Source organism: Sulfitobacter sp. AS92 (assembly GCF_038900015.1).
GTDB lineage: Bacteria > Pseudomonadota > Alphaproteobacteria > Rhodobacterales > Rhodobacteraceae > Sulfitobacter.
This window is the reverse complement of sequence record NZ_JBBMQL010000001.1, coordinates 223,265-244,679: the sequence shown is the minus strand read 5'-3', so window position 1 is coordinate 244,679 and position 21,415 is coordinate 223,265. Positions and strand designations below refer to the sequence as shown.

Annotated in this window: 21 protein-coding genes; 8 read left to right on the top strand and 13 right to left on the bottom strand. The window is 59.7% G+C overall.

Annotated features, from left to right (window positions below):
• Nucleotides 1-18: 18 nt before the first annotated feature.
• Together rho and WNY61_RS01185 are read right to left on the bottom strand one after the other, a co-directional pair.
• Entirely contained in the window at nucleotides 19-1,290 is a 1,272-nt protein-coding gene (rho, locus tag WNY61_RS01190) for a transcription termination factor Rho (protein ID WP_007118408.1), read from the bottom strand.
• Nucleotides 1,291-1,414: 124 nt separating this feature from the next.
• Entirely contained in the window at nucleotides 1,415-1,864 is a 450-nt protein-coding gene (locus WNY61_RS01185; protein ID WP_342849624.1) for a CopD family protein, read from the bottom strand.
• A gap of 406 nt (nucleotides 1,865-2,270) precedes the next feature.
• Here WNY61_RS01185 and WNY61_RS01180 point away from each other — a divergent pair, with 406 nt between their 5' ends.
• The 4 genes from WNY61_RS01180 to dnaQ are packed head-to-tail and all read left to right on the top strand — an operon-like array spanning nucleotide 2,271 to nucleotide 4,972.
• Complete coding sequence (locus WNY61_RS01180) at nucleotides 2,271-2,870, top strand: nucleoside triphosphate pyrophosphatase (RefSeq protein WP_342849623.1); 600 nt, start codon at nucleotides 2,271-2,273, stop codon at nucleotides 2,868-2,870.
• Nucleotides 2,867-3,700 (top strand): shikimate dehydrogenase, encoded by an 834-nt coding sequence (locus WNY61_RS01175; RefSeq protein ID WP_342849622.1) that lies wholly within the window; start codon nucleotides 2,867-2,869, stop codon nucleotides 3,698-3,700. Before WNY61_RS01180 ends, WNY61_RS01175 begins: the two co-directional genes overlap by 4 nt.
• A complete protein-coding gene (coaE, locus tag WNY61_RS01170) occupies nucleotides 3,697-4,290 on the top strand; it encodes a dephospho-CoA kinase (RefSeq protein ID WP_342849984.1) in 594 nt (197 codons plus the stop codon). The genes WNY61_RS01175 and coaE overlap by 4 nt, the downstream gene beginning before the upstream one ends.
• Nucleotides 4,283-4,972, top strand: coding sequence for a DNA polymerase III subunit epsilon (dnaQ, locus tag WNY61_RS01165; protein ID WP_342849621.1), 690 nt, complete (start codon nucleotides 4,283-4,285; stop codon nucleotides 4,970-4,972). The genes coaE and dnaQ overlap by 8 nt, the downstream gene beginning before the upstream one ends.
• A gap of 3 nt (nucleotides 4,973-4,975) precedes the next feature.
• Here dnaQ and secB read toward each other — a convergent pair whose 3' ends face one another.
• Both secB and WNY61_RS01155 read right to left on the bottom strand, forming a co-directional pair.
• Nucleotides 4,976-5,458, bottom strand: coding sequence for a protein-export chaperone SecB (gene secB / locus WNY61_RS01160; protein WP_007118414.1), 483 nt, complete (start codon nucleotides 5,456-5,458; stop codon nucleotides 4,976-4,978).
• A gap of 65 nt (nucleotides 5,459-5,523) precedes the next feature.
• Nucleotides 5,524-6,024, bottom strand: coding sequence for an FxsA family protein (locus tag WNY61_RS01155; protein ID WP_007118415.1), 501 nt, complete (start codon nucleotides 6,022-6,024; stop codon nucleotides 5,524-5,526).
• 103 nt (nucleotides 6,025-6,127) lie between these two features.
• On the opposite strand from WNY61_RS01155, the gene WNY61_RS01150 reads away from it, so the two are divergent.
• Genes WNY61_RS01150 through WNY61_RS01140 form a run of 3 tightly spaced genes read left to right on the top strand, consistent with a single transcriptional unit; the run spans nucleotide 6,128 to nucleotide 8,402 of the window.
• Nucleotides 6,128-6,787, top strand: coding sequence for a Tim44/TimA family putative adaptor protein (locus WNY61_RS01150; protein ID WP_342849620.1), 660 nt, complete (start codon nucleotides 6,128-6,130; stop codon nucleotides 6,785-6,787).
• A 41-nt stretch (nucleotides 6,788-6,828) separates the two neighbouring features.
• Nucleotides 6,829-7,821, top strand: a complete 993-nt coding sequence (locus tag WNY61_RS01145; protein ID WP_342849619.1) for an MltA domain-containing protein — start codon at nucleotides 6,829-6,831, stop codon at nucleotides 7,819-7,821.
• On the top strand, nucleotides 7,818-8,402 hold the full coding sequence (locus WNY61_RS01140; RefSeq protein WP_342849618.1) for a Smr/MutS family protein: 585 nt from the start codon (nucleotides 7,818-7,820) through the stop codon (nucleotides 8,400-8,402). Before WNY61_RS01145 ends, WNY61_RS01140 begins: the two co-directional genes overlap by 4 nt.
• Here the strand turns inward: WNY61_RS01140 and WNY61_RS01135 are convergent.
• Genes WNY61_RS01135 through hslV form a run of 3 tightly spaced genes read right to left on the bottom strand, consistent with a single transcriptional unit; the run spans nucleotide 8,399 to nucleotide 11,519 of the window.
• Nucleotides 8,399-9,616, bottom strand: a complete 1,218-nt coding sequence (locus tag WNY61_RS01135; RefSeq protein ID WP_342849617.1) for an MFS transporter — start codon at nucleotides 9,614-9,616, stop codon at nucleotides 8,399-8,401. The two genes, WNY61_RS01140 and WNY61_RS01135, sit on opposite strands and share 4 nt — an antisense overlap.
• A 38-nt stretch (nucleotides 9,617-9,654) precedes the next feature.
• Nucleotides 9,655-10,962 carry an ATP-dependent protease ATPase subunit HslU gene (gene hslU, locus WNY61_RS01130; protein WP_342849616.1) on the bottom strand — a complete coding sequence of 436 codons (1,308 nt, stop codon included), beginning with the start codon at nucleotides 10,960-10,962 and terminating at the stop codon, nucleotides 9,655-9,657.
• Nucleotides 10,959-11,519, bottom strand: a complete 561-nt coding sequence (gene hslV, locus WNY61_RS01125) for an ATP-dependent protease subunit HslV (protein ID WP_007118421.1) — start codon at nucleotides 11,517-11,519, stop codon at nucleotides 10,959-10,961. Before hslV ends, hslU begins: the two co-directional genes overlap by 4 nt.
• Nucleotides 11,520-11,619: 100 nt before the next feature.
• On the opposite strand from hslV, the gene WNY61_RS01120 reads away from it, so the two are divergent.
• Nucleotides 11,620-12,522, top strand: a complete 903-nt coding sequence (locus tag WNY61_RS01120; RefSeq protein ID WP_342849614.1) for a hypothetical protein — start codon at nucleotides 11,620-11,622, stop codon at nucleotides 12,520-12,522.
• A gap of 66 nt (nucleotides 12,523-12,588) precedes the next feature.
• On the opposite strand, the gene trxA is transcribed toward WNY61_RS01120, so the two are convergent.
• The 6 genes from trxA to tsaE are packed head-to-tail and all read right to left on the bottom strand — an operon-like array spanning nucleotide 12,589 to nucleotide 21,403.
• Nucleotides 12,589-12,909 (bottom strand): thioredoxin, encoded by a 321-nt coding sequence (trxA, locus tag WNY61_RS01115; RefSeq protein ID WP_007118424.1) that lies wholly within the window; start codon nucleotides 12,907-12,909, stop codon nucleotides 12,589-12,591.
• Between the two features lie 36 nt (nucleotides 12,910-12,945).
• The gene (addA, locus tag WNY61_RS01110; protein WP_342849613.1) at nucleotides 12,946-16,317 is read right to left on the bottom strand and encodes a double-strand break repair helicase AddA; all 3,372 of its coding nucleotides are present in this window, start codon (nucleotides 16,315-16,317) and stop codon (nucleotides 12,946-12,948) included.
• Nucleotides 16,314-19,271: a double-strand break repair protein AddB gene (addB, locus tag WNY61_RS01105; protein ID WP_342849612.1), complete on the bottom strand. Its 2,958-nt coding sequence runs from the start codon at nucleotides 19,269-19,271 to the stop codon at nucleotides 16,314-16,316. Before addB ends, addA begins: the two co-directional genes overlap by 4 nt.
• Nucleotides 19,264-19,956 (bottom strand): nucleotidyltransferase family protein, encoded by a 693-nt coding sequence (locus tag WNY61_RS01100; protein ID WP_342849611.1) that lies wholly within the window; start codon nucleotides 19,954-19,956, stop codon nucleotides 19,264-19,266. The genes addB and WNY61_RS01100 overlap by 8 nt, the downstream gene beginning before the upstream one ends.
• Nucleotides 19,929-20,933 (bottom strand): phosphotransferase, encoded by a 1,005-nt coding sequence (locus WNY61_RS01095; RefSeq protein WP_342849610.1) that lies wholly within the window; start codon nucleotides 20,931-20,933, stop codon nucleotides 19,929-19,931. The genes WNY61_RS01100 and WNY61_RS01095 overlap by 28 nt, the downstream gene beginning before the upstream one ends.
• Nucleotides 20,930-21,403, bottom strand: coding sequence for a tRNA (adenosine(37)-N6)-threonylcarbamoyltransferase complex ATPase subunit type 1 TsaE (tsaE, locus tag WNY61_RS01090; protein WP_342849609.1), 474 nt, complete (start codon nucleotides 21,401-21,403; stop codon nucleotides 20,930-20,932). The genes WNY61_RS01095 and tsaE overlap by 4 nt, the downstream gene beginning before the upstream one ends.
• Nucleotides 21,404-21,415: the final 12 nt, after the last annotated feature.

The following is a 21,415-nucleotide window of genomic DNA, read 5'->3' as shown; positions in this document are numbered from 1 at the left end:
TTGTTATTGTTAAATAACTCAGGTGTTCATGGAGTCAAAGAAGTCAGAGTTTGACTTGGTTTGTTTCAGTTTTCCGAGCAGGAACTCGATGGCATCTGTGGTGCCCATCGGGTTGAGAATACGGCGCAAAACAAAGGTTTTCTGCAAGTCGATCTTATCGATGAGCAGATCCTCTTTTCGTGTGCCGGATTTAAGAATGTCGATCGCAGGGAAGACGCGCTTGTCCGCAATCTTGCGGTCGAGCACGATCTCGGAGTTACCGGTCCCTTTGAACTCTTCAAAGATCACCTCGTCCATCCGGCTGCCGGTGTCGATTAAGGCAGTCGCGATAATGGTCAACGAACCGCCCTCTTCGATATTCCGCGCCGCACCAAAGAAACGCTTGGGGCGCTGAAGGGCATTGGCATCGACACCACCGGTCAAAACCTTACCGGAGGACGGCACCACGGTGTTGAACGCACGGCCCAATCGGGTGATCGAATCGAGCAGGATGACTACGTCACGCTTATGCTCAACCAGGCGCTTAGCTTTCTCAATCACCATCTCAGACACGGCCACGTGGCGGGTTGCTGGCTCGTCGAAGGTAGAAGAGACAACCTCTCCCTTTACCGAGCGCTGCATGTCCGTGACTTCTTCGGGGCGTTCGTCGATCAGCAAGACGATTAGATAGCACTCAGGGTGGTTTTTCTCGATGCTATTGGCGATGTTCTGCAATAGCACGGTTTTACCCGTACGCGGCGGAGCAACGATTAGGGAACGCTGGCCTTTGCCAATAGGCGACACAAGGTCGATAATCCGGGCGGAGCGGTCCTTGATCGTGGGGTCGTCGACCTCCATCGTCAGACGCTCATCAGGGTATAGCGGCGTCAAGTTTTCGAAGGCGACTTTGTGGCGGGCCTTCTCAGGCGCTTCAAAGTTGATCTTGGTCACCTCGGTCAGCGCAAAATAGCGCTCCGTGTCGTCAGGCGCCTTGATCAGCCCTTCGATGGTGTCCCCGGTGCGCAGCGACCATTTGCGGATCATGTCGGGCGAGACATAGATGTCATCGGGGCCCGGCAGGTAGTTCGCTTCGGGCGAGCGGAGGAAACCGAATCCGTCCTGCAACACTTCGAGCACGCCGTCGCCTGAGATCTCCCAACCGTCATCCGCGCGTTCGCGGAGAATTTGGAACATCATTTCGCCTTTGCGCATGGTCGATGCGTTTTCGATCTCCAGCTCTTCGGCCATGGCGAGCAGGTTTTTCGGCGTCTGCGCCTTGAGATCAGCGAGGTTCAGCGTTTCGGTTGTCATGAAGCATCCTGTTCAGCCGCAGCAGAATGCGGGCTGGTCGATTATTTGAATGTGGCAGGCAGAAATCGCCCCGGACGGGACAGTGGCGCAGATATAGGCAACAGGGCCGCTTGAGTCAATTGCTTCAGAATTTCACGACGACAGAGAAGACGATCACGATCATCAACAGAGTTGGGACTTCGTTTAATAGCCTGAACTGACGGCCTGTGACGGTGCTCTCGCCCTGCTCAATGGATTTTACCTGTTTTTTTAACCAAACATGGAAAACCGTCATGGCGATCACGCTCGCCCCCTTGGTCCAAGGCCAGATCATCGTCCAGTCCACGATTCCGGGCGTTAGAACGAGGGCGAGGCCAAAGACCCATGTGGCCATCATCGCGGGCCGCATGATGAACTCAGCGAGCTTGTATTCCATCATCGAGAATGTCGCGTGCATTTGCCCCTCGGAACCCGCCCGTTCGACATGATGTACAAAGAGACGCGGCAGATAGAACAGCGCGGCCATCCAACTGATGACGGACACGATATGGAGCGCTTTGATCCACGGATAGGCAAAGCTGAGAAGGTCAAACATGAGAAAGGCTCCGGTGTGCGTGCTTCTTTCTTAATAATTAAGAAAAGAGAAAAGATGTAGTTGATTGTAGGGAACCGGATTCCTGTGGATTAATGATTTATACTGCCGGTTATCAACAGGTGAGTAAACTTCACGACCCCCTGTGGAAAAAACCGATCTGATTCTCGAATATTGAAACTTCTCAATATCTTGCCAGCGTATTTTCCGGGGGACAAAATGTATCGATACGGGGATAACCAGTGAAGTAGAGTGGTTATACGCACAAGCGGTTTATCCATATCCCTCGGGGTGGGAATCGGCGACAAAAACCGCGACTCGGGGCGAGATCTGCGGGCTTGTGCTGTCAACGTTTATCTCGCAGAACAAATCCTCAAGATTTGCGCCAGTTCATCACAGGGTTATCCACATGCCGCAAAAAATCATCCTCGCCTCCGGCTCGGAGATCCGGGCACAGCTCTTGCGGCAGGCCGCAATCCCGCATGAGGTGATCCCCGCGCGCATAGATGAAGAGATGATAACCGCCGCCCTGCGGGGCGAAGACGCCAAGCCCCGCGATATTGCCGACACATTGGCCGAGATGAAGGCCCGTAAGGTGAGTGAAAAGCACTCTGGCGCTTTGGTGCTGGGCTGCGATCAGGTCTTGGAGCATCGCGGAGAGATGTTGCACAAACCGGCTAACCAGGAAGAGGCCATCGCCCAATTGCATCAGCTGCGCGGGGATCGGCATTCGCTGCTCTCTGCCGCCGTGCTTTATGAAGATGGTGAACCGCTCTGGCGGCATGTTGGCCAAGTGCGGCTGCGGATGCGCGAAACAAGCGACGCTTATATTGCCGATTACGTTGAGCGGAATTGGGAGAGCATTCGTCACGCCGTGGGCTGCTATAAACTAGAAGAAGAAGGTGTGCGGCTGTTCAGTCAAATTGAGGGGGATTACTTTCACGTCCTCGGTATGCCATTTCTTGAGTTGTTGAACTATCTGACGCTGCGCGGAGACCTCGAAACATGAGCCTGGCCAAAATCCCCCTTGCCGGTGTGATCGGATCGCCCATCGCCCATTCCAAATCTCCACAGTTGCACCGCCATTGGCTAGAGACCTATGGCATCGCGGGGCACTATGTCCCGCTTGATGTGGCACCGGGCGACTTGAAAGAGGCGCTGAGAACGCTGCCCAAGATGGGTTTCGTCGGGGTAAACCTGACCATTCCGCATAAAGAAGCAGTGATGGAGATCGCGGATCTCATCAGCGACCGCGCTACGCTGATCGGGGCAGCCAACACGCTGATCTTTCGCGCAGACGGAAAAATCCATGCCGATAACACCGATGGCTACGGGTTTATCGAAAATCTGAAAGCCGGCGCGCCGGATTGGAATCCTAAAGCCGGACCAGCGGCGGTGCTAGGTGCTGGGGGGGCCGCGCGGGCGGTGATTTCATCGCTGATCGACGCAGGCGTGCCCGAGATCTGCCTGTCAAACCGCACCCGTGTCCGGGCGGAACAGCTGCAGCGGGACTTTGGCAACCGGATAAAGGTTGTTGATTGGGTGCAGGCGGGTGACATGCTGGATCGTGCGAATTTGGTGGTGAACACCACCTCGCTCGGGATGATCGGCAAGGGCGCGTTGCGTGTACCGCTTGATGGTCTGCGCCCCGGCACCGTGGTGACAGATCTCGTTTATGCGCCACTACGGACGCATCTTCTGGAAACGGCAGAGGAAATGGGCTGTGTCACCGTCGATGGCCTTGGCATGCTGCTGCACCAAGCGGTTCCTGCGTTTGAGCGCTGGTTTGGCAAGCGGCCAGAGGTTGACCGCGCCACCCGAACGGCGGCGCTGCGCTGATGTTCCACCTTGGGCTGACTGGGTCGATTGGCATGGGCAAATCGACCACGGCAAAGATGTTTACTGAGGAAGGCTGCGCCGTCTGGGACGCCGACGCGGCGGTGCACCGGCTCTATGCCGCCGGTGGCGCGGCTGTGGCACCGATGCGGGCAGCTTTTTCGACGGCGATAGAAGCCGGGGCCGTTTCCCGTGCCGCGTTGAAAGAGATCATCGCCGCCGATCCCACCGCCCTGACCCGGATCGAAGCGATTGTTCATCCTCTGGTGGCACAGGACCGCGCCGCGTTTCTTGCCAAAGCCACGAGCGACATCGCCGTGCTCGACATCCCGCTGCTCTTTGAAACAGGCGGCGACGCCGCGATGGACGCGGTGGTCTGCGTGACAATCCCCGACGACGTTCAGCGCGACCGCGTCCTTGCCCGCGGCACCATGACCGAAGCCCAATTCGACGCCATCCGCGCCAAGCAAATGCCCGCCAAAGAGAAGTGCGCCCGGTCAGACTATGTGATAGTCACCGACACGCCCGACCATGCCCGTGCGCAGGTCCGGGAGGTGGTCCGCGACATTAAGGAAAAGCTACGTCATGCGTGAAATCGTGCTCGATACCGAAACCACCGGCTTTGACCCCGAAAGCGGCGACCGTATCGTCGAAATCGGTGCGGTTGAGCTGATGAACCACATGGCCACGGGCGAGACCTATCACCAATATATTAATCCCGAACGCGGAATGCCGGAAGAGGCGTTTCAGGTACACGGGCTTGGCGACGATTTCCTGCGCGACAAACCCAAGTTTGCCCAAATCGGGAAGTCGTTCCTTGATTTTATCGGCACGTCAAAGCTGATCATTCACAACGCGGCCTTCGACATTAAATTCCTGAATGCCGAATTGCGCTGGATGGGCCTGCCGCAAATCCCATGGGAGCAAGCGCTTGATACGTTGGAGATCGCGCGCAAGCGCTTCCCCGGCTCACCCGCGTCTCTCGACGCGCTCTGCCGGCGCTTCGGCATCGACAATACGTCGCGCACCCTGCACGGCGCCCTGCTCGACAGTGAAATTCTGGCCGAAGTCTATTTGGAGTTGATCGGCGGGCGGCAGCCCGACTTTGCGTTGTCGTCTGCGCCTGAGCAACAAGCCGGTCAGCCAGACTCGCGCTGGACCCCGAAACCGCGGCCCAATCCCCTGCCCTCACGTCTGACAGAGGCCGAAGCCGCCGCCCATGCCGAATTCATCGGCAAGCTGGGCGACGACGTGCTGTGGAAACAGCTGGGCTAACGCTTAGGCGTCGGCTTTAGGCGGGTTTTCTGCCTGCCGGCGCGCAACTTCGTTGCGGTACAGCGACAGGAAGTCGATGTTCTCAAGGTTCAGCGGCGGGAAACCACCATCACGGGTCACGTCGCTGACGATGCGGCGCAGGAACGGGAAGATCATGCGCGGGCATTCGATCAGCAGATAGGGGTGCATCTGCTCTTCGGGCACGTTCTCGACCTGAAAAATACCGACATAGTCGATTTCCAGCACAAAAAGCGTCGCGTCGCCGTCTTTCGCCTTGGAGGTGATGTTCAGCTTGATCGCCGTTTCATACTGGCTGTCCCCGGCGCGCTTTTTTGCGTCGAGGTTCACCTGAACCTGCACGTCAGGCTGCACATCGGCGGGCGCGCCCTTTTGCGCCATGATGTTCTCAAAGGACATGTCGCGGATGAATTGGCCCAGCACGCGCATCTGCGGCTGTGTGGGTTGCGGTGTTTCGTTTTCTGCCATGGTCTGTGTCCTGTTGTGGTTAATTTTTTAAATCCAGCCGGGCTTAGCAGGTCAGCACGGGCCGCTCAATCCTTTGTCCAGCCGGATGGCCCCTTGGTCTGGCGCGGCTGTTCGGGAATCTCGTGAAAATCACCGTCAATTACGTCGCCACGCGGATCACGCCCGCCTTGAGGGCCGGGACGCGGGCCCATACCGCCGCCGGGCGTGCCAAAACTTTGGATGTTCACACGGTCACGAATGGCGCGATAGGCCGCCGCCCGAAAGCGTGGAATCAGGAAAGCAAAGCCAACCGCGTCTGTGAAAAACCCGGGCGTCAGCAAAAGTGCGCCGGAAAAAAGGATCATCGCACCGTGCACCAAAGGCTCTGTTGGATCGCGCAGATCAGAGAAAGAACTGCGCAGCTGACCCATGGCAATCGCCCCCTGAGAGCGCACCAACCACGTGCCCAGAATGGCCGTTAGCACCACAACGGCAAGGGTCCAGCCAAGGCCGATGGCCCCGCCAACTTGAATGAAAAGCGTGATCTCGATCAGAGGCACGGCGATAAATGCGATCAATAGCCACATGCGGCAGGGTCCTTTCGCTGGGGGCAGAGTGGACTTGCCCCGGTCGAACACCTACATAAGAGCTTAACTTGCATGTTTCCATGCCACCCTGAATGAGGTTTCGATGAATTCTCCCCTGATACAGCTTCTGGTGCTTGCCGGTATCGCCGTATTCCTGATCCTGCGCCTGAAAAATGTGCTCGGCACGCGCGAGGGCTTTGAAAAGCCTCCCGTCAGCGATCAAACGCCCGCCGCACGCAGTGGCCCGTCGTTCGAGGTGATCGAAGGCGGCCCGGATCTCGATATTACCGATCACGTTGCCGAAGACAGCACTTCGGGCAAAGCGCTTGCCGAGATGAAGCGCGTTGAGCCGTCTTTCGGCGTGAACGATTTCTTGCAAGGCGCACGCGGTGCTTATGAGATGATCGTCATGGGCTATGAGCGCGGCGATCTGGCTGAAATCCAGCCCTTCTTGGCCGAGGATGTCTATGAAAGCTTTGTCGATGGTGTGGCCGCCCGCGAAGACCAAGGTCTGACGATTGAGGCTAATTTCATCGGTGTGCGTGAGTTGGAACTGATCGACGCCAGAATGGACGAAGCCACGAAAGAAGCCGAACTTACCATCCGCTTTGTCGGCGAATTGACCTCGGCGGTGCGCAACCGTGAAGGGGAGATCGTCGAAGGCAGCATCAACGAAATCAAACGCCAAAAAGATACATGGGTCTTTGCCCGTGTCATGGGCTCGGATGATCCGAATTGGCTGCTGGTTTCCACAGACGGGTAGCGCGTGCCCTTTGCGCCTGTGCGCTGTTGGGCGGTGTATCAATGATTACACCGGCCGCAGCGGAAGTGCATTATACGGTCATGGATTTCGACCAGCTTGACGGCTGGGCCGAGGATGACCACGCCGCCGCGTTCGAGGTGTTCACCAGCACCTGCGGGGATATGAAAGATGTCGACTGGCGCGCGCTGTGCAAATTGGCCAAAGATGGGCCGGACCCCCGCCAATTTTTCGAACTATTCTTTCGTCCTGTCCTAATGGAAGACGGTCAAGACGCGCTCTTTACCGGCTATTTTGAGCCTGAGCTTGATGGCGATCTCTACCCCTCCGCGCGTTTCCAATACCCAATCTACGCCATGCCCCCTGAGGCCGAGGAGATTCGCCCGTGGCTGACCCGGCGCGAGATCCTAGATGGCGAAGTGATGCGCGACCGCGGGCTAGAGATTGCTTGGGTCGATGACCCGGTCGAACTGTTCTTCCTTCAAATTCAAGGCTCTGGCCGCATTCGCCTGCCCGATGGTAGCTATCTGCGCGTGGGCTATCGCGGTGCCAATGGGCATGATTACCGGTCGGTCGGGGTCGAATTGGTGCGGCGCGGTGTCTATGAGGCGCATCAGGTCAGCGCCGATGTGATCAAGAATTGGGTGCGCCGCAACCCCGAGGATGGCCGCGAATTGCTGTATCACAACCCGTCATATGTGTTTTTCCGTGAAGTCAGCCGCGTGCCCGCTGACAAGGGGCCACTGGGGGCGATGAACCGTTCCATCACCACGCTGCGCAGCGTTGCGGTGGACCCGGCCTATGTGCCGTTGGGCGCGCCCGTCTGGTTGGAAAAAGACGGCAAGAAACCGATGCGTCGATTGATGGTGGCGCAAGACACTGGTTCGGCCATCAAAGGTACGCAACGGGCCGATGTGTTCTTCGGCACCGGCGACAAGGCAGGCCGCGCCGCCGGGCGCTTGCGTGATCCGGGCCGGATGATGGTGCTCATGCCGATCCAACGCGCCTATGCCTTCCTGCCCGAGAGCGCGATATGAAGCGCCGGCGGCTGAATGACGACGACCTCGCGCTGTGGCGCAGGGTGACCGAGCGGACCGAGAAGCTGGAGTTGAACAAGCTCTTCACGCCCGAAATCGACGCGCCTGCCCCCGCCCCGCCGCAGATCCGCCGGGCTAAGATCACGCTGCAAGGAAACAAGCCTCAGCCGAGCGTGAAAAAGCGCAGCAATGATCTGCGCCCTACATTAAGTGAGCAGATGAAAACCGCGCCGGTCCAGATGGATCACAAAGCTTTCGGCAAGCTGAAGCGCGGCAAACTGCGCCCCGAAGGCCGGATTGACCTGCACGGCATGACGCTCGACCGCGCCCATCCCGCGCTGAATGGGTTTATCATGGACGCCCATGCCCGTGGCAAACGGCTGGTGTTGGTCATCACCGGCAAGGGCAAACGCCGTGACGAAGGCGGCCCGATCCCCGTACGCGACGGTGTGCTGCGCCATCAAGTGCCACAATGGCTGTCGATGCCGCCGCTCAGCGCGCTGGTGCTCCAGATCGCGCAGGCACACGTAAGTCATGGCGGCGGCGGTGCCTATTACGTTTATCTCAGGCGAAATCGTTAGGCGCGCAGCCAAGGTTTGTAGCGCCGGATCGCCCATGCAGCCAATCCCGCAGCCAAGAGATAGTAGAGCGCAATCGGCAACATCTGCTCCGGGAAATCCACGCCAAGGTCGATGAACAGCCCTGTTACGCCCGGTCCGATGGCTGAACCAAAGACCATCAGCGCTGCCGCCACTGCTTTAATCGACCCGACATGCCGCGTGCCGTAATATTCCGCCCAGAAGGCCGCGGGGGCGGTTGATTGCATCCCCTGCCCCACGCCGAAAATCATCAAGCCGATTCCCGCCATCCATAGGGTATCGGCATAGGCCAGCACGACGAATGACAGCGCGAAGGGCAACATCATCACCGGAACCACACGGCTGACCCCGAACCGGTCGATCGCCCAGCCCGAAAGAAAGGTGCAGGCCACCGCCGAGAGCGTGTAGATCGGCATAAGCGCCACGAATTCGACCAGTTCCCAGCCTTTCACCTCGGTGAGGTGCACCTGCTGAAAGAACAGTGCCGTGCCCCATGCCGAGGGGCCGATGGCAAAGGGGATCATCATCCAGAATAGACCCGAGCGAAGCATCTCACCCCGCGTCCAATGCCGCCCCTGCATCCCGGCGCGCTGCGCATGATCCGCCATGCTTTGCGGTGTGCGTTCCTGCCTGAGCAGCATCTGGATCACCGGGATCGTCAGCAAAACCAGCACGGCGGCCAGCACCCACAGACTGCGCCAATGGAAGCTGGCGAAAAGCGCCACAAAGATCACCGGCAAAAACGCCTGTCCCGCAGCAAAGCCCATCGAAGACAACGACAGCGCCTTGCCGCGGGAGGCCTCGAACCAGCGCACCATGGCGACTTGTCCAAGCTGGGACATCATCCCCTGCCCGGTTAGCCGCAGGGCATAGATGACAAAAATCAGCGCGACCCAATTCGGCACCGCCGCCATCGCCAAACATGCCCCGGCCAGCGCCACCATCACGCCAAACGCCAGCGCCCGCACGCGGAACCGATCCGTCAACACCCCGGCCCAAACCATGGTAATCGCCGAAAGCGTCGTGCCGATGGTATAGATGCCACCCCATTGGCCATCACTCAGGCCAAAGTCGCCCTTAATCACCCCCGCAAAGAGCGAGATGAAATAAGTCTGTCCATAGGACGAGGTGAAGGTGAGCAGGAAACCGGCCAACAGAAACAGCCAGTTACGCCGCAGAAATGAGAGGTACTCCATGCCCCTTTCATCGCCGGGGCATGGAGGAAAGAAAAGCCCTAAAGAACGTAGCGGCTGAGATCAGTAGAGCGGGTCAATTCGCCCAAGTTCTTCTCAACAAAATCCGCGTCGACGGTGATCTCCTGCCCCGAGCGATCCGGCGCATCGAAAGAAACTTCCTCAAACACCCGTTCCATGACGGTATAGAGCCGTCGCGCTCCGATATTCTCGACCGAAGTGTTCACATCCGCCGCGATCTTGGCCAGCGCCGCGATGCCCTCTTCGGTGAAGGTCACGGTCAGTTCTTCGGTGCGCAACAGCGCGGTGTACTGACGCGTCAAAGCATTGTCGGTTTCGGTCAGGATGCGGACGAAATCGCCTTCGGTCAGCGCCCGTAACTCAACGCGGATCGGCAAGCGGCCCTGCAGTTCGGGCAGCAAATCCGAGGGTTTGGCGATATGAAAGGCACCTGAGGCGATGAAGAGGATGTGGTCGGTTTTGACCGCCCCATATTTCGTGGAAACAACGGTGCCTTCGATCAGCGGCAGTAGGTCGCGCTGCACGCCTTCACGTGAAACATCGCCACCACGCGCATCAGACCGGGCGCAGACCTTGTCGATCTCGTCCAAAAAGACGATGCCGTTCTGCTCAACCGCCTCAATCGCGGCGCGGTTCACGGCTTCATCATCGAGCAGTTTATCAGCCTCTTCGCCCAGCAGCACTTCATAGCTGTCAGCAACGGCGAGACGCTTCTTAGTGGTACGCCCGCCTATGGCTTTGCCGAATAAATCGCCGAGGTTCATCATCCCCGCGCCGCCGCCGGGTTGGCCGGGAATGTCCATCATCGGAAAGGGGCTAGAGTTGTCGGCGACCTCAAGCTCGATCATTGTGTCATCCAACTCGCCGCTGCGCAGTTTTTTGCGGAACATCTCGCGGGTTCCGTCACGGGCATCGGTTCCGGCGATGGCGTCGATCACGCGCTCCTCAGCGGCCTGCTCGGCTTTGGTCTTGACGTCTTCACGCATAAACTCGCGAGTCATGACGATGGAACTGTCTAGCAAATCGCGGATGATTTGCTCCACATCACGGCCAACATAGCCGACCTCGGTGAACTTAGTGGCTTCGATTTTAATAAACGGCGCACGGGCCAGCTTGGCCAGACGGCGGCTGATCTCAGTCTTACCAACGCCGGTGGGGCCAATCATTAGGATGTTCTTAGGGTACACTTCGTCGCGAAGATCATCCGCCAACTGCTTGCGCCGCCAACGGTTGCGCAGCGCCACAGCAACAGCGCGTTTGGCGTCGTTCTGGCCGATGATGTAACGATCAAGCTCGGATACGATCTCGCGGGGGGTTAGGTCGGTCATGCGGTGATTTTCTCCACGGTCAGTTTGCCGTTGGTGTAGACGCAGATGTCGGCGGCAATCGCCATCGCATCGCGGGCGATGGTTTCGGCGTCACGGTCGCTGTCCATCATAGCGCGCGCCGCAGCGAGGGCATAGTTCCCGCCCGACCCGATGGCGGCGACTTCGTGCTCCGGCTCCAGCACATCGCCTGCGCCGGTGATCACCAGCAAGTCTTTGCCATCGGTCACGATCAGCATCGCTTCCAGCTTTTGCAGGTATTTATCGGTGCGCCAGTCCTTCGCCAGCTCAACACTCGCACGGGCCAGTTGCCCCGGTGTCGCCTCCAGCTTGGCCTCCAACCGTTCCAGCAGCGTGAAAGCATCAGCGGTAGAGCCAGCAAACCCCGCCACCACGTCATAGCCGCCGGGGCTGAGTTTTCGCACCTTGCGGGCTGTGCCTTTGATCACGGTCTGGCCAAGGCTGACCTGTCCGTCACCGGCAATCACCACTTCGCCGCCTTTTTTGACGCCAATAATCGTGGTCCCGTGCCAACCGGGGAAATCGTCGTTCTGTGCCATGGGGCCTCCTGTCGCTTGGCGTCTATATGGCCCCCGTGGCAGGGCAGGACAAGGGCGGCGCCGCTTGTGGGCGGTTGCGCGGCGGGCTAGCCTCTGCCTCATGCAGGATCGCGCCGAAGTTGATATCTATCTTGAACCCCCGCTGCGGAAGAGCGCAGAGTCCGGCGCGCATAACTTCATCGGTAAAGTTGCGCGTGTACTCGAAAATGCGCAGTTTAGGGTCACATATCGCGATATTGGCGGGCCCGTCCGTGCCCCGGATGCGCTAACGCTCAGCCACATGGCCCCTGCCCCAACCACGCGTGGTTTGATTTTTCGCCGTTGCTATCACTACCCGTTCTGGCAGATTGAGGCGCGGCCTGAACGTTGGTTGTGGGATGTCGCTTTAGGCGAGTTCGATCCCGCGCTTATTGACCCCATTGAAGCGCAGCGTTTCTACCGTTTCTGGCAGAAGCGCCTGTTTGGCAGTGCACCAGAGCAAACGCGCAGAGATGGGCCAATCTATGTTACCTTGCAGGGCCGCCTGTTGCAGCGGCGATCCTTCCAATCTTGCAGCCCCATAGAGATGCTGGAGCATACACTTGCCCAGTCCACCTGCCTCATTGTGGCTGCGCTGCATCCAAAGGAGGTTTATAGCGCAGAGGAGCTTACCGCGCTTGAACGTCTCGCGGCGCAGCACCCCCGTTTGACCCTGACCATGGGCCAGATGGAGCGCCACCTCCAGAACTGTGCCTTTGTCGTGACCCAAAACTCAGCGGTCGCATTTTCCGGATATTTTTTTGGCAAACCTGCCCTTTTCTTTGGCCAGATCGACTTTCACCATATTGGAGTCAGGGCAGATCTGGCAGATCTCAGCCAATGTTTCGACGCAGCCGAACGGGCAGAGCCGGATTTCGCAGCCTATCTGTGGTGGTTCTGGCAGGACAACTGCATCAACGCAGGTCGAGCGGAGGCCGAGGAGAAGATTGCCGCGCGGCTAAGGCGCTTTGGTTGGCCAGTCTGATCTCAATGAAAAGGGCGCCCCGAAAGGCGCCCGTTTTCGTAACTCAAATTCAGTAACTTACTGAAATTAAATGGATTCTTCGATCCAGCTTTGCAGGGCCGCCTTGGGGCGTGCGCCAGCAAGGTTCGATACGACCTGACCGTCCTTAAAGATGAACAGCGCCGGAATACCACGCACGCCGACCTGAGCGGGCGAGTTCGGGTTTTCGTCGACGTTGACTTTAACGATCTTCACGCGACCGTTCATTTCATCCGAAAGCTCTTCCAGCGAAGGGCCGATCTGTTTGCACGGGCCGCACCATTCGGCCCAGAAATCGACCAGAACCGGAATGTCCGAATTTTTAACTTCGGCGTCGAAAGTGTCGTCGGTGACTGCGACGGTTGCCATGATGCTCTCCTGACAGGAATGGGTTAAGGCCTGAACCTATGAACGCGGGGCACTGGCGTCAAGATATGGCAGGGCTCGCATCGCATTTGTCACGATTTCGTTGGGCAGCACCATAAGCGCTGGTTTCGCAGTCCATAGAATTGCCGTTTCAATTCGCCACTGCGGGTAGATCTGCCGCAGCATATGCGCATATGCGCCCATCTGGCGCAGCAGACCGTCCGGGCAGGCATCAGGTGCATTGGGAACCACGCGGTTGGTTTTAAAATCCACCGCGAGGATATGATCTTCGGCGATCACCAACCGGTCGATCGTACCATGCAGACGCTGTGCGCCCAAGCTGCCGGTGACAGGCACTTCAGCGAGCGTCGTGTCGGCGAAAAGCGGGGCGAGGGCAGGGGTGCGTAACACGGCTTCTGCTTCTGCCTGCGCGCGGCCGATCATCTCAACCGAATGACTACGGGCCAAACTGCTAAGGAAAATCTCCCGCGCTTCCGCATCCATTAGCGGCAGATGTTCGAGCAATTCATGCACCAAAGTGCCGTAGCTTAGCGCTGTATCCATATCGAAACCCGCTTCACCGGCCAGCGCCTTCGCACCGCCAAGATCAGAGGGCGATAGGGTCTTGTCTTCACCACTTGGTGCGGGGGCAGGACGCGCAAAATTAGGGTCTAACTGGGGCGCTGTGACGATTTCCTCGGGTGTCTCCACGATGTCGAGTGCATCCCAATCGCCCTGCTGATAGCGCAGCGTGCCGTCGTCTCCTAATGGCTCGGCTTGCAATCGGGCCAGTGCGGCAGCGGTGATCTGATACCAAGAGGATTCATCCTTAGACAATTCCCCCGCAGCCGCCACGATCAGCCATTTCTCGGCCCGCGTCATGGCCACGTAAAACAGCCGAAGCCGTTCTTGCAGCGCAGCCTCTTTCATCTCGTCCAGTCGTGCGCGCATCGGTTGCGGCGTGTCATCGGCCGAGGCTTTCCACACAGGTGTGCCAGCAACGGTAATAATCTCATCTTTGATCGTCACATCGCGTCGCCCGGTGTCGGGCAGGATGACGATGGGCGCTTCGAGACCCTTGGCGCCATGCACCGTCATCACCCGGATCTGGTTCGACGCGCTGTCGATCTGGCGTTTAATTTCCAGATCATCGGTCTGCATCCATTGCAAGAAACCGGTCAAGCTGGGCACAGCGCCGCGCTCATAGGCGAGCGCTTGGCTCAGCATCGCATTGATGCCGTCTTCCGCCTCTGGCCCCAAGCGCGCCAGCAGTTTACGGCGGCCGTCGTGACGGGTGAGGATCCGCTCAATCAGGTCATAGGGGCGCAGGTAGTCCACCTGCGCACGCAGGTCGCGCAGAACCGGGAGCGTGGCGGCATGGGCCTCGGTCTGGTTGCGCAAGGCCTGCCAGAGGTGATCTTCTTTCCGGTAATGGGCGAGCGTGAAAAGCTCTTGCTCTGACCAGCCAAAAAGCGGCGATTTCAGCGCGGTTGCAAGCGAAAGATCGTCATCCGGCGTCGCCAAGAACGACAAGATCGCAGCCAGATCGCGCACCGCGAGCTCGGCCCCAACCTTAAGCCGATCCGCCCCGGCGATGGGCAGTTCCGCCGCCTTACAAGCGCGAATAATCTCAGAAAACAGGGCCGAGCGGCGTTGCACGAGGATCAGAAAATCTCCCGGTTGGATGCGCCGCCGCGCCAATCCGCCCTTGCTGTCGTCGGGGAGGTAATGTTTCTCAGTCGTCAGTTCCTTGATGCGCCGCGCGATGCGCTCAGCCAGTTGCACCGTGTGATGCCGCGCGCTGCGCCGGTCGACGGGGTCTGTCCAGTCGCCTCCCTCATCAGGACCGGCTTTTTCGATAAATGGCCATAGGTCTACGCGGCCGGGCAGACGATCCTTGAATGCCAAATGCCCGTCATTTGTGAACCCGGTCTGGACCTCCGGGTCGAATACACCGTCGACCGCCTGCAGGATCGCCGAGGAAGAGCGGAAAGAATAGGCAAGGCTGCGGCGCTGAAAGAACTGCCCCGCTTCGCCGATTTTCTGTTCAAAGGTGGCACCTTTGCGGTCCAACTCTTCCGGGTCCGCCCCTTGGAACGAATAGATCGACTGTTTCTTGTCGCCCACGACGAACAACGTGCGATCCACCTCATTGCGCGCGCCTGCGCCGGAGTAGAACTCATCCGTCAGCCGTTCGATCACGTCCCACTGCCGCGGCGAGGTGTCCTGCGCCTCGTCCACCAGAATGTGATCAATGCCACCGTCGATCCGGAAAAGCACCCATGCGGCCACGGCCTTGTCGGTCAGCAGTGCGCGGGCTTTGAGGATCAGATCGTCGAAATCAAGCCAGCCGCGTTTTTGTTTTTCATCCGCATAGCGGGCAAGGAAGCGGAAAGCAAAACGGTGCAGCACATAGGACTTTCGCGCGGCCTTCAGCGCCAGACGTGCTTCGCGGGCGTCTTCGACACGCTGCATCAGCTGTTCAAGTTGCGGCATTTGCTCCGCGATGACCTTTTGGGTCGGTTTCGTCGGGAAACTGCCGATCTTGGCGGTGAAGGGCGCTTTGGCGCCGCTGCCGGTTAGCAGGATGTTCTCCAACTGTGGCAGAGCTGAGAGATCGTAGCGCTCGATCTCCTGCAAGGCCGCGCCTGCTTTGCCATCGTTCCCACCCTTAGCCAGCAGATGAGGAATGATCTCAGCCATCATCGTCGTCTCGCTGCCGAGGAAGACCGAACCGGCAATCTTGTCCTCGGTCAGGTCGTCGGGCTGTGCGAAAAGCGCGAGGATCTCGGACCATGAACACGGCTCAGTAAAGGCGTCACGTTGGCCGACGATGCTTCGGGTGAGGCTGGCGAAATCTTCGCCGGTGTAATGCCGCGCTATATCAGCCACCAGAGGCGCATCTTCGCCCTCGGCCATTTCGTCAACAATCTCGGCGCGCAGCAGATCGGCGGCGCGGTCTTCGATCTCGGTGAACTGCGGGCTGACCTGTGCTTCCAGCGGAAAGCGACGCAATAGGGCGGCGCAGAAGGAGTGGATTGTTTGGATTTTTAGCCCGCCCGGCGTCTCAATCGCGCGGGCGAATAGGGTGCGGGCGTTGCGCAATTGCTCAGGCGTCAGCTCCCCTTGCACACCAAGATCGGCGAGCGCACTGCGCAGTGCCTCGTCTTTCAGCATCGCCCATTCGCCCAAACGTTTGAACAGACGGTTTTGCATCTCCGAGGCGGCGGCCTTGGTATAGGTCAGGCAAAGGATGTGTTGCGGCTCGACATCATCGAGCAACAGCCGCGCCACGCGGTCGGTCAACACGCGGGTCTTGCCCGAGCCCGCATTCGCGGTCAGCCACGTGGAGGCATCGGGCCGGGCGGCCTCGATCTGGGCGCGGGTGGCGTCGTCAAAATCGCGCATCATTCCAGATCCTCCGGTTTGGCGGCAGTGGTGCCATCCCATTCGCCAAAGCGGGCCAATTGGTCATAATTCCCAGCAAAAGCATCGCTTTGCACCATGCGGCGGGCAGTGAACCCTTGGCCTTCGTCTAGGTAGCGCGATAGCAGTGCATGCAGACCGGCAAGCACCTCTTGGGGGTTTTCCTCGTCCAACGGTGCGGGCACTTCGACGGGTTTAGAGCCCAAGCCGATGAAGGCCGCATGGGCGACATGTGCCACCCCCACCTCGGGGAAGCCGCCGCGTTCGACCATCGCCGCTTCGATCAGCAGTTGCTTGTCGAAAAGGCGCTGTTCCTTTTTGCCCGGCGGCGTGCCGGTCTTGTAATCATAGATCAGCACATCGCCATCATCGGTCTGGTCGATCCGGTCAGCAAATCCGCTGAGAGTAAAACCGAGGTCCGCGAAAGTATGGCTGCCACGCGCGCCTTGCTCGAAAGCGACGGGGCTGGAGAATTCGGCGCGGGTGCGTTCGCGGGAAATGAACCAATCGGCGATCCGGTCGATCCGGGCCAGCCACATGGCGCGGGCGGCGGGCCAAGGGGCTTCTTCTTCCAACACCTGAGCGGCAACTTCGAGCAGGGTCTCGCGGGTCAGCCGTGCCGGATCTCGGGCCACCAGCTTTACGAAATCCTCCATAATGCGGTGCAGCACGATGCCGCGCACGGGCGCGTCGGGCGATTGCACCAGCGGGTTGATCGCGCGCAGTTTTAGGCTGTGTTTGGCGTAAACCGCATAGGGGTCGCGGATCAGGGTCTTGATCTCGGTCACCGACAGCTTGCGGGGCCGCGCCGCCCGTGGGGGCCGGGGCGAGGGGCGTGGCGCGGGGGCCGTTCGCTCCACCGCTTCCAAGGCGCGCACTTGATCCAGCCAATAGCTGCCGCGTTGCTGCATTGCCTTCCATGCTTCTGGCCCACCGGTTTCCCCCAAACCGCCTAGCAGGTTGCCTAGCCGGTTCAGCCAACGTGACGGCACCATTTCGGCCTCATCCGAGCGGATCGCGCGGGTGATCCAAACCTCTGCGCTGGCGATGGCCTGTTGGTAGTCATGTGCGGAAAGGCCGACGCGCCGTTCGGGCAGCAGCAGCCCTGCTTTCTCGCGCATTTGGCGGTTCAGCCAGGGATCGGGCGGCGGTGCTTCGGGCCATGTGCCTTCGTTAAGGCCGCCGAGGATGACCAGATCGGCGCCCTGAACCCGCGCCTCCATCGTGCCCCAGATCATGATGTCGGGATGCGGGGTGTCGGCCTCGCGCACCTCTTCTTGAGACAGCAGCGCGCCTAACAGATCGGCGTAATCTGCGGCATTCATCGCGCCGCCGTGCACCGCATGTTCGGTGAGGTTTTCCATAACTCCCTGCGCGGCGATGCCCGCGCCATGGTGCCAAAGCAGATGATCGGGGTCGGCGGCTTGACCGGCGGCGATCCTATCGGCCAGCGCCAAATGGGCGGCGACGCAATCGGGCAGGGGCCGCTCGCCGGGGGCATCATGGCCGGGGAATGTCTCTCCCACCCAAGCGATCCAATTGCGGAAACCGCTGGGGTCTTCCATTCGTTTTGCAGCGCGTTCAGCGATCTCGGTCAGGCCTTCGGCATCTGGATAGGGCAGCCCATGGCGGCGGATCTCGGCTTCTAGTCGCTGGGTGTAAAGCTGGTGAAAGTTTCGCCCCGCGCCGCTGTGGGTTAGCGGGTGTTTCAGCAGGGTCAGCAGCGCTTCGGCATCAAGTTTACGCAGAAAAAGCGCTGCCACATGACGCAGAAACCGCCCCGGAGGGGACAGTTGCAGCGGCATCCCGGCGCTGTCATCGGGAAGGATATTCCACCGATCCAGCGCGGCCGTAACCTGTCGAGTGAGCATCCGGTCGGGTGTGATCAGCGCGGCCTTCACGCCATCTTCTGCGGCTTGACGCAGACGCAGCGCGATGGCCAGTGCTTCAACACGGGGCGTGGGCGCTTCGATTAGAGTGATGTCAGCCGTTGCGCCGTGAAGGTCATCCAATTTTGGTCCTTCGCTCAACCATGCATGTGTCACCGGCGCAGGACGAAGCGAGAGCGAAAGCAGCGTGTTTCGTGCCATCGAAACGGCGGGCATGTCGCACCACGGTTCAATCGCTCCCCGCGAGACACCGAGCATATTCATCAGTTTGCGGAAACGGTACTGCGGATGATCCTCAGCCAAAAGCGCCTGATCCAACTCATTCCAGACGGCGGTGGGCATCTCGAAATCAAAACCGGGCAGGATGATCGCGCCTTGGGGCAGGCGGGCCACGGCCTCCATCAGCAAGGCAGTCGTGCCGCGCGACCCGGTGGAGCCTGCAAGGATCACGGGATGCTGCGGCGGATCGTCTTGCCAGCGGACGATGATCCGGGCGACCAATTGTCGCCGCCGCGCCTCGGCGTCAGGGCGGGTGGTGGTCTGGCCGAGATAGTCATGCGCAATGGCCAAAAACCGCTGCGCGCGCTCCCAATGGGCCGAGAGGTGACCCACATCTAGCCCGGCCACGGTTTCAGGCGAAACGCCTTCGCCCTGCATTTCGTCAATCAACCCGGCAAGACTGTCGGACAGCGCGTAAAGCGACGCGCGCGGGGCGAGATCCGGCGCGGCATCCAGTAGGCGCGAGACAAGTTGAATCAGTTCCAGCCGCCGTTGCAAGGGCGGTGTCGGCGCTGGCAATGCAACGCCGGGCGCCAACGCGTCGAGGTCGGTAATCAGCCGGATCCGTGGCAAGAAACCTGCCGGACCTGCATCAAAATCATGGCGCAGTCGGCGCGCCATGCGGTTGGTGTTCACGATAAGCTCAACGCGGGCCATCGCCTCCGGCGGGCCATTTTCCAGCCGGTCACAAAGTCCGCGCACCAACCCGCGCGGAAAGTCGACACCGGGGGCGAGACCAAAGATGCGGGGAGTATCTTGCGGCTCAAACATGCGTACCTGCCAACAGGCCTTCGGCGAGCGCGATGCCGCCGGGGTGACCCACATCGCACCAGCGTCCAGTATAGGGCAGGCCAAACACCGTTTCGCGGCGCAGCATCATGTCCCATAACAGGTTAAGCGAGAATACATCGGCCTCGATCTCAGCCAGAAGATCGGTTTTAATGATCTGCACCCCGCCGTAAACCTGCCCCGGCCCCCGTTGAAGTTGGCCATCTGCGCTCAAGGTGAAGTCGCCCTTACCGCTATGGCCAAGGGTGTTTTCTAGCGGGACAGTCATCAAAAGCGCGTCCATCTGCCTAGGATTCCACGCGGCATGCAGCATCTTCAGCGGGTTCGGTCCAGCCCAGATTGCGTCACTGTTCATGGTGAACACCGGACCTTCACCGAGCAGCGGCAGCGCATTGCGCAACCCGCCGCCGGTGTCGAGAATCTGGGGTGTCTCGAGAATGGTCTCGACGCCCTGCGCTTGCAGATGGGCCTTAAGCTGGTCGGGCAGATAGTGCAGGTTTGCCACGATCCGCGCCGGCGACACCGCATGGGCAAGGTCCAGCGCGTGGTCAACCAGCGGTCGACCGGCCAGCGGCACCATAGGCTTGGGTTGGTTCTGGGTGAGATGCTTCATGCGCGTGCCGAAACCGGCCGCGAACATCATAATAGCGTCGGGATAGTCGCGCATTGGCTTTTCAAATGCTCCAGAAAATCGGGGGTAGGATGGGGCAGCACGCCCGCGATGCTGTCAGCCACAGCGGATAGCGCGGGATGACGCAAGTTGTGTTGCAAGTGTTGCCAAACACGGGGGATCAGGTCGACATACTGCGGCTTGCCATCGCGCAGGCAGAGGCGGGCAAAAATACCAAGGATACGCAAGTTGCGCTGGGCACCAAGCAGAGCATAGGCGCGGCGAAAAGGGGCGTCGTCTTGCCCGGTTTTGGCAAGGTAATAGTCGATCATTTGCGCCTCAACCGCGCGCGGAACATCGCGGCGGGCGTCTTGGAGGATGGAGACGAGGTCATATGCCGGGTGGCCCAATAGCGCGTCTTGAAAATCGAGCAGGCCAACGCGCGCAGCGCCCGGGCGTTGCGGCAGCCAAATCAGGTTTTCGACGTGGTAGTCGCGTAGGATCACAACTTTGGGGGCGGCGTCCAATGTGGTGGCGAGGGGATGGAAAGCCTGAGCGAAAGCGGCCTGCCCCTCATCGGGTGCGTAGAAGTCGAACGCCGGGGCCGCCATTTCGGTAAGCCAATTGGCATCGCAGACCGGCAGCTCTGGCAGCGGGGCGGCATGCAATTGGGCCAGTACGTCGACCGCGGCGCGGTAAAGCGGGGTTTCCTGTGAATGATCGGTCGCCATCAAACGGGCGAAAAGAGCGTCGCCAAGGTCTTCGATCAGCAGCAGGCCGTGGTCACTGTCTGCTTGAAAAATCTGGGGGGCGCTAAGACCGATAGCTGTCAGATGTTCCGCAACATGGAGGAAGGGGCGCACATCTTCACCACGCTCCGGCGGGGCGTCCATCAATATGGCAGTTTCACCATTCGTTCGGCGCAGGCGGTCATAACGTCGGTTTGAAGCGTCACCCGCTAACAGTTTCCGCGAGGCGTTGGACCAGCCGGCCTGTTCCAGAAATGTTTCGATCAAGGTGGCCCGTTCGGTCATGCGTGCCACTCAGTCAGCTTGTCGGCCCAATCGGCTCCGGTCCATTTGGCGGTCAGCGCGCGGCTGTCTTCCTCCGAGCCGGGAGTGAGGTTGATATGCAACGCTCCAGCAGGCGCCAACGGGCCCAAACGATCCGGCCATTCCACCAAACAGATCGCATCGAGGAACGCATCAACCAACCCCAGTTCCTCAATCTCATGGGTGGAGGTCAACCGGTAGAGATCTGCATGCCAAATCGCGCCGCTTTGGCCGTCATAGGTTTGCACCAGCGTGAAGGTGGGCGAGGGGATGTCTTCGGGGGAGTCTAGGAGTTCAGAGATCAACGCACGGGCGAAATGCGTCTTGCCCGCGCCGACATCGCCGCTGAGCAGGAGGACATCTCCGGGCGTTAGGCGGAGAGCTAATTGCTGGGCGCGCCGAGCGGTCTCATCGGAGCCGCTGAGCAAGAGAGAAAGAGTATCATCGGACATGCCCCATGCTTA

Coding starts and splice junctions, on each gene's coding strand:
- rho (WP_007118408.1), bottom strand. CDS start 1,290: ATGACAACCGAAACGCTGAACCTCGCTGATCTCAAGGCGCAGACGCCG.
- WNY61_RS01185 (WP_342849624.1), bottom strand. CDS start 1,864: ATGTTTGACCTTCTCAGCTTTGCCTATCCGTGGATCAAAGCGCTCCAT.
- WNY61_RS01180 (WP_342849623.1), top strand. CDS start 2,271: ATGCCGCAAAAAATCATCCTCGCCTCCGGCTCGGAGATCCGGGCACAG.
- WNY61_RS01175 (WP_342849622.1), top strand. CDS start 2,867: ATGAGCCTGGCCAAAATCCCCCTTGCCGGTGTGATCGGATCGCCCATC.
- dnaQ (WP_342849621.1), top strand. CDS start 4,283: ATGCGTGAAATCGTGCTCGATACCGAAACCACCGGCTTTGACCCCGAA.
- secB (WP_007118414.1), bottom strand. CDS start 5,458: ATGGCAGAAAACGAAACACCGCAACCCACACAGCCGCAGATGCGCGTG.
- WNY61_RS01155 (WP_007118415.1), bottom strand. CDS start 6,024: ATGTGGCTATTGATCGCATTTATCGCCGTGCCTCTGATCGAGATCACG.
- WNY61_RS01150 (WP_342849620.1), top strand. CDS start 6,128: ATGAATTCTCCCCTGATACAGCTTCTGGTGCTTGCCGGTATCGCCGTA.
- WNY61_RS01145 (WP_342849619.1), top strand. CDS start 6,829: ATGATTACACCGGCCGCAGCGGAAGTGCATTATACGGTCATGGATTTC.
- WNY61_RS01140 (WP_342849618.1), top strand. CDS start 7,818: ATGAAGCGCCGGCGGCTGAATGACGACGACCTCGCGCTGTGGCGCAGG.
- WNY61_RS01135 (WP_342849617.1), bottom strand. CDS start 9,616: ATGGAGTACCTCTCATTTCTGCGGCGTAACTGGCTGTTTCTGTTGGCC.
- hslU (WP_342849616.1), bottom strand. CDS start 10,962: ATGACCGACCTAACCCCCCGCGAGATCGTATCCGAGCTTGATCGTTAC.
- hslV (WP_007118421.1), bottom strand. CDS start 11,519: ATGGCACAGAACGACGATTTCCCCGGTTGGCACGGGACCACGATTATT.
- WNY61_RS01120 (WP_342849614.1), top strand. CDS start 11,620: ATGCAGGATCGCGCCGAAGTTGATATCTATCTTGAACCCCCGCTGCGG.
- trxA (WP_007118424.1), bottom strand. CDS start 12,909: ATGGCAACCGTCGCAGTCACCGACGACACTTTCGACGCCGAAGTTAAA.
- addA (WP_342849613.1), bottom strand. CDS start 16,317: ATGATGCGCGATTTTGACGACGCCACCCGCGCCCAGATCGAGGCCGCC.
- addB (WP_342849612.1), bottom strand. CDS start 19,271: ATGTTTGAGCCGCAAGATACTCCCCGCATCTTTGGTCTCGCCCCCGGT.
- WNY61_RS01100 (WP_342849611.1), bottom strand. CDS start 19,956: ATGCGCGACTATCCCGACGCTATTATGATGTTCGCGGCCGGTTTCGGC.
- WNY61_RS01095 (WP_342849610.1), bottom strand. CDS start 20,933: ATGACCGAACGGGCCACCTTGATCGAAACATTTCTGGAACAGGCCGGC.
- tsaE (WP_342849609.1), bottom strand. CDS start 21,403: ATGTCCGATGATACTCTTTCTCTCTTGCTCAGCGGCTCCGATGAGACC.